Below are 8243 nucleotides of genomic sequence, written 5' to 3'. Positions count from 1 at the left end.
GGGGGGGGAGGGGGAAAAAGACAAAACCCCAACGGGGGCGGGGTTGGGTCTTCCGTTGTCCGAACTGGCCGTCGGGCTGACCTCTGCCGAGACGGGCGCCGGCTTGGTGTCTCCGCTGGTGAGCGCCGCGGCGGTCACGCTCCCACCTGCGATGACAGCCACACTGCCGACGATCGCCCACGTCTGGCGGCTCACTCTCAACGTCCCCACCCCTTAGCCCAGTTCAGTTCGCGTGCCTCGACGGTACCGGCACCCACCGACACAAGGCCATCACAACTACCAGAGGAGTCCTGTGACCCCGCAGTGGAAACGCTTGCTCGACCACGTCATGGCCATACCAGAGCAGGTGTATGAGGGTTGGAACAGCACCGATGGCTGGGACAACCGAACCCCGTTCGGCCGCCAGTTTGGCGAGGACGGCGTCAGCTGGTGCGTAATTTTCGATTGGGACATGTACGGCGATGTCGGACTGGCGGCGATCGTCCCAAAGGTCGACAACGTCTCAGTGTTTACCGACTGGGCCAGGGCCCGTGGCCAGTGGAGCGAGTACCCCTCGATCGGAGCCTGGGCCAATTTCGGCGCCGGCGCCCATACCGAGATCGTCGTCGGGTTCGACAGCGTGAACGTGTACACCAAGGGCGGCAACAGCGTTCAGGCCGGCAGCACCGATGCTGGCCAGGGCAACGGCGTCTGGAGCCACAGCACCCCACGTAAGTCGACCCGCGTGGCCGGTTACTTCGCGCCGCACTTCCCTGACGGCCAGTGCCCGCCGACGGCAGACCCTGCGGACCCCCGCGGCGGCCGCGCTCAGACCTCTTATCGCTGGCCCGGGGCGGATCCGACGCCCCCCACGACCTCAACTCCCCAACCCTCGGAGGATGACATGCCACTGACCGCCGATGATGTCGACCGCGTAGCCCAGCGGGTCGTCTACCTGCTCGCACAGGGACTCGCGGGCCAGGCCCCAGCGGGTGCCGACGACCAGACCCGGTGGCTGATCGACTGGTACCACCAGTGCAGCCAGTCCAACACTGCCGCCGTCATCGACTACAAGCTCGGCGCGGCTGGCGTTGCGGGGCTGGCACAGAAGGTCGACGACACCCCGACCGCCGTGGCCCAGGCCCTCGCGTCCGGCATCACTCTCACCGTCAACACCACTAAGGGAGCCTGACCATGCGGAAGCTCATCATCGACCTGACCGAGCGGACCGTCGCCACGTACGCCGTGGCGTTCCTCGGTCTGCTGCTGGCGGACGGGTTCGACCTGACGTCGGTCGGCGCGCTGAAGGCGGCGGCGGTGGCCGCGCTGCCGGCTGCGCTGGCCGTGGTCAAGGGAGTGGCGGCGACCTTCGTCGGCGACCCGAACTCGGCGGCGCTGCTGGCCCGGAACCGCGAGTGACGAGCCCGGCCCCGGACGCCGGGGTCTACATCAGCCCGGCCCAGACGCATGCGGAGGTGAGGCGGATCGCCGACGGTCAGATCCGCATGGAGGCCAAGTTGGACGCGATCCTCGGCGACCAGCGCGAGCACCGCGAGACGATCGCCGACCACGAGTCGCGGCTTCGGCGTCTGGAGGCCAACCGTTGGCCGTTGCCGACGATCGGCGCGATCGGCGGTCTCGCTGGTGCTGCGGCCGCCGTGATCGCTCTGGTCCGTCCGTGAACCATCGTGCCCCCGCTCTCCTTCGGGAGGGTGGGGGCGCTTCGTCGTTACGGGGTGTCGTGCGTCCACCGCCACACGCCGTCCGCGTCCGGCTCGTACCAGGATCGGCCGCCGGCGTATTGGCCGTGGGGGCTGACGAGGGCGGTGCCTGGGTCGGGGTCGGCAGTGTCAACGACGGTGCTGTACCCGTCCAGCGGGCCACCACGCAGTTCGACCGTCTCCCAGCGCTCGATGGCGCCCATCATGCCGGCCGCGTGGGCTGGTGGATCATCACGCCGCCCACGGTGGGCACGCACTCCGTGCCTACCGGCAGATGCTCGATCACCGCGATCGGCTCGGCGCGGCCGGTCTGGGCGATGCGCCGCAGATGGTCGGCGCCGTAGAGGATGGCGCCGGGGTCGGACATGGCGCCGTTCATGCAGATCACGGGGTCGGCCGCGAAGTGCCCGCCATCCGCCTGTCCGACGGCCAGTTCGGCGGCGTTGGCCTCGGCTTCGGCCACATCGAGGGGGGTTTGGCAGCCTGGGCAGATCAGCCCGGCCAGGCGGCCCGCCGTCCACTGGCCGTTCCAGCCCTCACCGTCCGTGCCTGTGGGATCGTCCGGGGCGGGTCGGCCACAACGCCTGCATGCCAGGTGCTCCATGACGACAGAGCGTAGTTCAGTTGTCACCCATCGATTGCCTTCTTCGCGGCGTCGAGGCTGGCCTGCCAGGCCGCCTGTCGCCGACCAGCCCGTCGCTGCTCTTCCCAGTAGGGGTGTGCGTCGAGGGTTGCAACTGCCTCCAGGTAGGCCGCGCGCGCAGCGTCGACGTCGCCGTCGGCCTCCCGCGCCGTCGTCATCGCCCGGTCGGCTCTCAGCGCGGCGATGTGCAGGGGCAGCAGGTCAGCGGGAAGTTCGAGGTCGGCCATGCCGCCATCGTACGACCGGGGTCGGACAACGCAGGCCTGGCATTGTCGACTGACCTGCCTGTTGGGCTTCGCGGAGTTGCTGACTTGCCGTCACGACCCGTCCTAGACTCGGCAGCATGGATGCGACGGAGTTCGTCTACGACATCGATTTCTGCCTCGCCGAACCGGAGGCCTGCATCGGCCACCAGTCCCCGGAGCGGAAGACACTCCGGGTGACGGTTGTCGATCCGAATCCGCAACCTGGCTGTGGGCCGGCCCTCGGTACGATCCACAAGGCCTTGCGCGACAGGCTGCACGAGACCGACCCGGAGGCGTGGGAACAGATGCGAAGCTCCGACGACCTGGTCATCCTCAAACTCCGCGCCGCAGACGCCTAGGATCGGCGCCGCGCGTCCTCCAGCCGCATCCGGTAGAAGGCGCTGTCACGCGGGTAGCCCTCCAACTCAGCCAGCCCATCGCCGAGCGCGTCTGCGGCGCGCCGCCAGTCCCGTGCAGCGTACGCTGCCTCGCCCAGCAGTAGGCGCGCCCGGGTGGGCGACAGCCAGTACAGCCATCCCGGACGGTCGCCCTCCTCTGGAGTCCGCAGTGCCGCCGCGTAGGCCTCGTCAGCGAGCCGGTGGGCACGGTCGCGCTCACCCACTGCCGCAGCCGCCATCGCAGCCGTGTGTGAGGCGATCGAGGCCGCGCTCGGCGAGAGGTCTGCTCCGCCCCCTATGGCCGCCTCTGCCGTTCGCAGCGCTCGGACCGGGTCCCCGGCACCCAGTTGGTAGTAGGAGCGGACGCGGGTGATCCAGGACGCCATGTCGGTACTGCCAGCATCCAGTGCCCAGCCGTGTGCGACCCCGAGCCACGCCTGTGCGGCACCGTATTGCCGTTGTCCGTGGGCTACCCAGCTGAGCCAGTGCGCGTGTTCTGCACTCAGCAGGAGCAGCCTGTCCGCTGTTGGGCCGGAGGCTCCGGGGATTAGCCGAGTGACGGTGTCGAGCTGACTGCGGACGACGGGCCAGAGGTCTGCGCCGGCACCGTCGTCCTCAGCTCGACGGTGTTCGGTGAGAACCCGGGCGATCCAGTCGGCCGAGCGGGTATCGGTGCGGCCGGTGGCGTGGGCACGGGCGATGCGGTCGGACAGCTCAGGATCCGGCGCCCAGGACGACGTGGGGTCCAGGTTTAGTAGTTCGGGTGGCACTCTCAACCCCTCGGCGATGCGTTCCATGACGGCGGCCTCGCGCACAACGCGTTTGCCTCGCTCAATCAGCGAGACGTCGGACTGCGACAGACCTGCGAGACCGGCGAGGGTGGTCTGGGAGATCCCGGCGGCCCGGCGGTATTCCCGCAGAATGGCAGCCCAATCGCCCTGCGCCCAGGCGGCACGCAGGTGCGGATCCACCCATGGTGACGTCTTCTCCATGGCTTGACGATATGTCAGGCATATAGGTCCGCATATGGAGTTGACCCATATTGGGTGACGACGATTCCCCCATGACGGTCGACATCACGGTGCTCGTTGAGTACCGGCCTCCTGCCGGTACTCCTCGGCAGGCCCGAGTTACCAGCGAGCAACTGCACGGCGACACCTGCATCGCAGGGGCCGGATGCTCCGGTTCCCTTGTTCCGGCCGGTCACGTCTACACGTTCACGGGCCCCGGTAGGGCCCCGCACGGCTGGGCGGTCGTAGCCCACCCGGAGTGCATCACCGAGGAGGAGACGGCATGTTGACCGATGAGCTCACCGTCTCGGTAGACGGTCACCTGAAGCCGACGTCCGCGCCGGCGTTGCAGGCGCTGGATGTCTTGTGGCAGACGGTGCGTGAGCTGCCGATGGACAGTCTCCAGATGTGGGCGATGAAGAGGCTGGTCGGTAGCCGCAGCACCGATGAGTTGGAGCGCCGGATGAACGGCGACGAGGTCGTGGACGTCACGATCAGCCTGACCGACGGCAGCCTCGCGATCGTGCGGGTGACGTACGGCGACGGTCTGACCTGCCGGCAGCGTGTAGCGGTGCGCTATGTGCCCAAGGCGGTGAAGCGGGAACGGGGGCGTCCGGAGCGGTGGGCTGTCACGGATCGGGTGAGTCGCGTCGTGGTTGCTGACTGGCTCCTCTCCGAGTCTGAGGCCCGCGAGTGGATCCGCCGAAAGATGCAGACCGCTACCTACCAGTCGGGGCCGGCGGCCCGGCGGGCCGCCGAGTGAGCGTCGTCGGCGGGGCGCCGGTCGCGGCCGAGGACCGGGTCGAGCTGGGCCTGTGCCTCGTCTGCGGAACCCGAGTTCGCGGCCGAGTTCTGTGCCACATCACCGAGTACATGGTCGAAGTCGCACACTGCCGGCCGCTGGACGTCCCGAGGGAGGCACTGTGCAGGACGACCCGGCGCTGACCGCCATCGACGACCAGCTCGCGGCGGCGAGCGTCGACGTCGACCGCCTACTTGCTGGGGCAGGCGTACGTAGTGGCCCGGATCTCGACATCGCCGCGGCCCCGGCCTGGGTGCAGACCTCTATCGCGGCCATGGGCCGTGCCATCGAAGACGGGACACTGCAGGTCTGCCAGCACCTCATCGGCCCACAGCCGTGCGCTGTCCGGGCCGAGGTTCCGACCCGCCTGGTCTGCCTGAGTTGCTTCGCGCAGGCGCGGGCCTACCGCACCTGCGCGTCCTGCGGGGCCCCGGCCGGGGCCCCGCCCCCGGGCGGCGGGGTGGAGGACCTCATGCGGGTCTGGGTTGTGCTGCACTCCAGGGTCCTCTGTATGTCGTGTGCCAGTCCCGCCGATCCCGGCTAGGCCACTGGCCGCGTCACGATGGTGACCCCCAGCAGAAGGAGGACGCGATGAGCGGCACAGTTCCCCCTGACCGGCAGGGCCGGTGGCGCACACAGCGCGGCCGCGAGTCCCGCGGGCCCAACCGGGCACCTGCGCACCCCATGATGCCGCCGCCGGACATCCCGGTGGAGTTGGAGTTGGAGACCGAGGAGGACGACATGACCCCGCAGAAGGATCCGTCGGGTGGCAGCGGCGGGATCGGCGGCCCGAAATCACCGCCGGCGGCGCCGAAGACCCCGCCCCCGCCGAACGACCCACCGCCGGCACCCGAGAAGTGACACCCTGGCCGGCCGTACGGCGGTGCGGCCGGCCAGGGCTACTCGTCGCGGACCAGGCGCCAGAGTGGCACGCCGATTGCCCGCGCGATGGCGCCGAGTTGGTCGAGCGTCGCAGGTGCGAGGCCGTTCTCGATCCGCCCGATCGTGCGCCGGTCAAGTCTGGCGCGCTCGCCAAGCCGTTCCTGCGTGAGGTCGGCCTGTCGCCTGAGTGAGAGGATCCGCGCCCCGACGTCTCGCCGGTCGCGGATCTGCTGGGCATCAGGCTGGTACGGGGCAGGCACCCCTTGACGCTGACCGGATCATGATCAAAAGTCTGTACCGATATGCCGCCATTTATCGAGCATGCGTTCGATAAGCTGAACCCACCGCAGTCCGGGGGGACTGAACCGGGAGCACACCCTGAGCACCACGTACACCCTCACCGCTGACGGCCTGGACAAGCCCAGCACCCACAGCACCCTCCAGGAGGCGGTCGACGCGATGGTCGCGTTGATCACGGGCCTACCGCTCGACCGCGCCCAGAAGGCGGCCTACGTCTACTTCCTCGCCGGCAAGGACGGCGTCCGCCGTGTTGAGGACTACCTCCGCCAGGACGGCCGGTTCCCGCTGGAGATACTGCTCGGCGGCCGCCTCTACACCGCGATCATTTCTCCAGGCTGACCGGCTCGGGGTAGTGCGACTCGTGCCGCGCCCACCAGTACAGCAGCGAATGAAGTGACTTCGCCCCAACGGATTCCTTCAGCGGCTCCAGTTGCATGCTGATCCAGCGCCGGCTGACCCCGCGCCCGGTGGCGATTGCCTCTAGGGTGACATCCTGGGCGAGCTGGGACAGGATGTCGTGCTGCATCGCTGTCACGTCGGGCAACGGTGCGCCGTCCCATGGCAGCGCGCTGTCCCAGTCTCGTAGCCAGGAGCGCCGTATGTAGGCGACGAGGGCCTCGTCGCGGATGAGCAGTGCGCGTTCGGGGTCTGGCGATTCGATGACCGCGATACGTCGGTCGACAACCACTGTCCGGGGGAACCCGACCTCTGATGCGAGGGTGCGGACCTCTGCCCCGTAGCTGGTCATCGTGGCCGTCCAGCTCGCGGTAGGACCGTGCCAGCGCGCTGAAGATCGGTGGATGGTCCGCATCTTGGCCCCGCGCTCGATGACACCGAGATCCCGCTGGTAGCTCATGGCGAGCATGGCCGGCGGCCGGGCACCGCTGGGCTGGGCCGTCAGCAACTCCTCGCGGCAGTTCTCGATGATGGGCCCGAGTCTCTCCTGCATCTCCTGCTTGGTCGCGACGTACTCGATAGCGCCGTCGGAGCCGGGGTGAGTCGCCCGATAGGACAAGATCAACGGCTCGAACAGACTTGGCATCGCGGCAGCCTGGGCCAAGTGCTGGGTGCCGAGCCGCAGGAAGTGCTGCTGCAGCTTCAGGGCGACGTCGGCTGGAGACAGGGTCTGGTAGTGCCCGGGGCGGCCGGCGTCGGGAGTGATCAGCTGGAGTCCGAGGAGTTCATCGAGTTCAGCCGAGGGGCCTGGAGCGGTGTTCCGGCCGGCAGCGATGTCCTGATAGAGCACTCGGGACTCCCATTTGAGAAGTCCCGCCGACACAACCGGGTCCAAACTGTCCACTTTGCCCCCTCAAGAACACTTCCACTATGGGAGTTTGGTCGATCGTATGGCCGATTCGCTTGAACGAGCAACGACGTAGGCGAACACTGGATCGAGACCCCGGAGCAACTCGCTCCACGCCTTCCACACCACATCTGCGAGCAGCAGAGAGGGGACACACCCGTGCCCGCACGCAGCCTCACCATTCGCATCGGCGCCGCCGCAGCCACCCTCACGGCCGGCCTGGCACTCCTGGTCGGCGCGACCGCCGCCTCGCCCCAGACCACCCCGGCGCACGTCGCCGACTCCAGCTGGGGCATCGTGCCTCCGAGCTCGACCCCGAGTCCGACGGTGACCCCACTCGCCCTCGCGGACGACTCGTCCTGGGGCTGACAGCCGCGGCCGGCCGCCCATCGGCGGCCGGCTCAACCTTCTACGCCCTCTCCCCAGTGCCCGCGTCCATCGGGCGCTGGGGAGAGGGGGCCTGGAAGCTAGGGCGGACGGATTCCCGAGCGTGCTCGAAATCCTATCCATCCCAATGTCGACGTTTACACCCTCCGTTCGACGGGTGGGACGGATCCGGTCAGCGATCAGGCCAGGTGTCGGGGCAGGTAATAGACCCCCCTCCGCTCCGACATGAAAGCGCCCCCATGCCGCCTCGGCGGTTGGGGGCGCTTCTACGTGCGTACGGCGTTGACCTGCGCGTTCCCCATGATCATTTAGGGGAAATTTTGGGGACACTCTCGTGTGCCGAGACTGTAGTGAGACTGTCCGGGACTGTAGTGAGACTGCGGGAACGCCTGCGGCCCAGGTCGGGATCATGCTCCTGACCTGGGCCGCAGACGCGTCCTAGCTGTTCAACGCTGTGCCCCAGGCAGGATTCGAACCTGCGACACCGGCTTTAGGAGAGCCGTGCTCTATCCCCTGAGCTACTGAGGCGGGGCCCGTCTGCGACAAGGCCGTCCACAGCCTACCGGATCGGGG

General features: G+C 68.5%; 16 protein-coding genes and 1 tRNA gene. 10 read left to right on the top strand and 7 right to left on the bottom strand.

The features are described from left to right. The 4 genes from ACFVX9_RS17855 to ACFVX9_RS17840 form a co-directional block, all read left to right on the top strand. A partial coding sequence (locus ACFVX9_RS17855) for a hypothetical protein (protein ID WP_387982396.1) occupies positions 1 to 217 on the top strand: 217 nt, incomplete at its 5' end. A 75-nt stretch (positions 218 to 292) separates the two neighbouring features. Further along, positions 293 to 1171, top strand: a complete 879-nt coding sequence (locus ACFVX9_RS17850) for a hypothetical protein (RefSeq protein ID WP_387982395.1) — start codon at positions 293 to 295, stop codon at positions 1169 to 1171. A 2-nt stretch (positions 1172 to 1173) separates the two neighbouring features. Then, positions 1174 to 1398, top strand: a complete 225-nt coding sequence (locus ACFVX9_RS17845; RefSeq protein WP_387982393.1) for a holin — start codon at positions 1174 to 1176, stop codon at positions 1396 to 1398. After that, a complete protein-coding gene (locus tag ACFVX9_RS17840; protein WP_387982391.1) occupies positions 1395 to 1661 on the top strand; it encodes a hypothetical protein in 267 nt (88 codons plus the stop codon). Before ACFVX9_RS17845 ends, ACFVX9_RS17840 begins: the two co-directional genes overlap by 4 nt. 47 nt (positions 1662 to 1708) lie before the next feature. On the opposite strand, the gene ACFVX9_RS17835 is transcribed toward ACFVX9_RS17840, so the two are convergent. The 3 genes from ACFVX9_RS17835 to ACFVX9_RS17825 are packed head-to-tail and all read right to left on the bottom strand — an operon-like array spanning position 1709 to position 2570. Continuing rightward, positions 1709 to 1906, bottom strand: coding sequence for a hypothetical protein (locus ACFVX9_RS17835; RefSeq protein ID WP_387982390.1), 198 nt, complete (start codon positions 1904 to 1906; stop codon positions 1709 to 1711). Beyond that, positions 1903 to 2304 carry a hypothetical protein gene (locus tag ACFVX9_RS17830; protein WP_387982389.1) on the bottom strand — a complete coding sequence of 134 codons (402 nt, stop codon included), beginning with the start codon at positions 2302 to 2304 and terminating at the stop codon, positions 1903 to 1905. The genes ACFVX9_RS17835 and ACFVX9_RS17830 overlap by 4 nt, the downstream gene beginning before the upstream one ends. Before the next feature lie 23 nt (positions 2305 to 2327). Next, a complete protein-coding gene (locus tag ACFVX9_RS17825; RefSeq protein ID WP_387982388.1) occupies positions 2328 to 2570 on the bottom strand; it encodes a hypothetical protein in 243 nt (80 codons plus the stop codon). 116 nt (positions 2571 to 2686) lie between these two features. On the opposite strand from ACFVX9_RS17825, the gene ACFVX9_RS17820 reads away from it, so the two are divergent. Beyond that, positions 2687 to 2947: a hypothetical protein gene (locus ACFVX9_RS17820; protein WP_387982387.1), complete on the top strand. Its 261-nt coding sequence runs from the start codon at positions 2687 to 2689 to the stop codon at positions 2945 to 2947. Here ACFVX9_RS17820 and ACFVX9_RS17815 read toward each other — a convergent pair. Beyond that, positions 2944 to 3978: a helix-turn-helix domain-containing protein gene (locus tag ACFVX9_RS17815; protein ID WP_387982386.1), complete on the bottom strand. Its 1035-nt coding sequence runs from the start codon at positions 3976 to 3978 to the stop codon at positions 2944 to 2946. The two genes, ACFVX9_RS17820 and ACFVX9_RS17815, sit on opposite strands and share 4 nt — an antisense overlap. Positions 3979 to 4279: 301 nt before the next feature. Here ACFVX9_RS17815 and ACFVX9_RS17810 point away from each other — a divergent pair, with 301 nt between their 5' ends. From ACFVX9_RS17810 to ACFVX9_RS17800, 3 genes are all read left to right on the top strand, one after another. Then, positions 4280 to 4759, top strand: coding sequence for a hypothetical protein (locus tag ACFVX9_RS17810; RefSeq protein ID WP_387982385.1), 480 nt, complete (start codon positions 4280 to 4282; stop codon positions 4757 to 4759). 160 nt (positions 4760 to 4919) lie between these two features. Further along, positions 4920 to 5342 carry a hypothetical protein gene (locus ACFVX9_RS17805; protein ID WP_387982384.1) on the top strand — a complete coding sequence of 141 codons (423 nt, stop codon included), beginning with the start codon at positions 4920 to 4922 and terminating at the stop codon, positions 5340 to 5342. A 47-nt stretch (positions 5343 to 5389) separates the two neighbouring features. After that, entirely contained in the window at positions 5390 to 5659 is a 270-nt protein-coding gene (locus ACFVX9_RS17800) for a hypothetical protein (RefSeq protein WP_387982382.1), read from the top strand. A 38-nt stretch (positions 5660 to 5697) separates the two neighbouring features. On the opposite strand, the gene ACFVX9_RS17795 is transcribed toward ACFVX9_RS17800, so the two are convergent. Further along, positions 5698 to 5940: a helix-turn-helix domain-containing protein gene (locus tag ACFVX9_RS17795; protein WP_387982380.1), complete on the bottom strand. Its 243-nt coding sequence runs from the start codon at positions 5938 to 5940 to the stop codon at positions 5698 to 5700. Between the two features lie 199 nt (positions 5941 to 6139). Between ACFVX9_RS17795 and ACFVX9_RS17790 the strand changes: the two genes are divergently transcribed. Next, positions 6140 to 6319, top strand: a complete 180-nt coding sequence (locus tag ACFVX9_RS17790) for a hypothetical protein (protein ID WP_387982379.1) — start codon at positions 6140 to 6142, stop codon at positions 6317 to 6319. Here ACFVX9_RS17790 and ACFVX9_RS17785 read toward each other — a convergent pair. Continuing rightward, on the bottom strand, positions 6303 to 7226 hold the full coding sequence (locus ACFVX9_RS17785; RefSeq protein ID WP_387982377.1) for a hypothetical protein: 924 nt from the start codon (positions 7224 to 7226) through the stop codon (positions 6303 to 6305). The two genes, ACFVX9_RS17790 and ACFVX9_RS17785, sit on opposite strands and share 17 nt — an antisense overlap. Before the next feature lie 216 nt (positions 7227 to 7442). On the opposite strand from ACFVX9_RS17785, the gene ACFVX9_RS17780 reads away from it, so the two are divergent. Then, positions 7443 to 7652: a hypothetical protein gene (locus ACFVX9_RS17780; protein ID WP_387982376.1), complete on the top strand. Its 210-nt coding sequence runs from the start codon at positions 7443 to 7445 to the stop codon at positions 7650 to 7652. A 473-nt stretch (positions 7653 to 8125) separates the two neighbouring features. On the opposite strand, the gene ACFVX9_RS17775 is transcribed toward ACFVX9_RS17780, so the two are convergent. After that, positions 8126 to 8198 (bottom strand) — tRNA-Arg (locus ACFVX9_RS17775). Positions 8199 to 8243 lie beyond the last annotated feature (45 nt).

Source organism: Kitasatospora sp. NPDC058243, from assembly GCF_042882025.1.
Taxonomy (GTDB): Bacteria; Actinomycetota; Actinomycetes; order Streptomycetales; family Streptomycetaceae; genus Kitasatospora.
The sequence above is the reverse complement of the archived record's forward strand: the minus strand, read 5'-3'. Positions and strand labels throughout refer to the sequence as shown.

Excerpts from the sequence above, each read along its gene's own strand:
- ACFVX9_RS17820 (WP_387982387.1), top strand. The coding sequence starts at position 2,687 with ATGGATGCGACGGAGTTCGTCTACGACATCGATTTCTGCCTCGCCGAA.
- ACFVX9_RS17810 (WP_387982385.1), top strand. The coding sequence starts at position 4,280 with ATGTTGACCGATGAGCTCACCGTCTCGGTAGACGGTCACCTGAAGCCG.
- ACFVX9_RS17845 (WP_387982393.1), top strand. The coding sequence starts at position 1,174 with ATGCGGAAGCTCATCATCGACCTGACCGAGCGGACCGTCGCCACGTAC.
- ACFVX9_RS17830 (WP_387982389.1), bottom strand. The coding sequence starts at position 2,304 with ATGGAGCACCTGGCATGCAGGCGTTGTGGCCGACCCGCCCCGGACGAT.
- ACFVX9_RS17790 (WP_387982379.1), top strand. The coding sequence starts at position 6,140 with ATGGTCGCGTTGATCACGGGCCTACCGCTCGACCGCGCCCAGAAGGCG.
- ACFVX9_RS17815 (WP_387982386.1), bottom strand. The coding sequence starts at position 3,978 with ATGGAGAAGACGTCACCATGGGTGGATCCGCACCTGCGTGCCGCCTGG.
- ACFVX9_RS17835 (WP_387982390.1), bottom strand. The coding sequence starts at position 1,906 with ATGATGGGCGCCATCGAGCGCTGGGAGACGGTCGAACTGCGTGGTGGC.
- ACFVX9_RS17825 (WP_387982388.1), bottom strand. The coding sequence starts at position 2,570 with ATGGCCGACCTCGAACTTCCCGCTGACCTGCTGCCCCTGCACATCGCC.
- ACFVX9_RS17800 (WP_387982382.1), top strand. The coding sequence starts at position 5,390 with ATGAGCGGCACAGTTCCCCCTGACCGGCAGGGCCGGTGGCGCACACAG.